Here is a 763-nt window from a genome sequence, read left to right as displayed (position 1 = left end):
GGCGATAGAGTTTCTTGGGTATCCTGTTTGTAAAGCATTTAGTCGTGATTCAGGTGCTCGAATTGAAACTGGGATTGCATTACTATCGGGCTATTGTACTTCGGGTGGCTCAAAAAAACGATGGACAACCGTCTTGAGTGAAGGCGCGACTTTAAGGCTAAAGATCCCAGTGGATTTACTCAATATTTATGAAGACAAAAAATTTCAAGTTAAAACCATATAAATGATTCATAAATAAGAGTAAAAATAATGTCAAATCGCATAATAAATATTATCGAATTTAAAACTGAAGATCTTGCTCATGCAAGTTCCATTATTGAGTGCATTAGTAATGAAAATAATGTGTTAGATTTTAATAGGTTAATTCCTAGCCCTGAGTATCTGAAGGTTTTGGAAGGAAAGAATAGTTCTTGTCATGTTGAGCAAGACAGTGATTGGAATTATAAACATTGGTACTCAAAATGGAACGCTTGGCACAGTGAATTCAAGCTTGAGGAAAAATATGAATATGTTTACGGTAGAATTAGCTTTATTTCCTTTAATAATATGCCATACCCAATATTCATCGCGCTATCAGAGAAGTACCGTGAAATCCGCTTTAAAGTAAAATTTGCTGACCAATATGCTTTTGGTTGTGATTGTGGATTTCTAGTCTTCCAGAATGGACTGGAAATTGACTGTCATGTGTCACCTAATGAGTTTGAGTCAGATGAGCAATACTCGTATTGGCTAGATATCGCAATGAGTGTTTAATAATTTTTCA

Annotated in this window: 1 protein-coding gene and 1 pseudogene; both read left to right on the top strand. The window is 35.0% G+C overall.

Features of this window, described 5'->3' with window-relative positions:
* Positions 1-223: pseudogene (locus R7044_RS25060) on the top strand (hypothetical protein); the annotation flags it as partial.
* Between the two features lie 26 nt (positions 224-249).
* Positions 250-753 (top strand): hypothetical protein, encoded by a 504-nt coding sequence (locus tag R7044_RS25055; protein ID WP_225455977.1) that lies wholly within the window; start codon positions 250-252, stop codon positions 751-753.
* Positions 754-763: the final 10 nt, after the last annotated feature.

It is taken from the genome of Vibrio sp. 1402, from assembly GCF_033340275.1.
The sequence above is the reverse complement of the archived record's forward strand: the minus strand, read 5'-3'. Positions and strand labels throughout refer to the sequence as shown.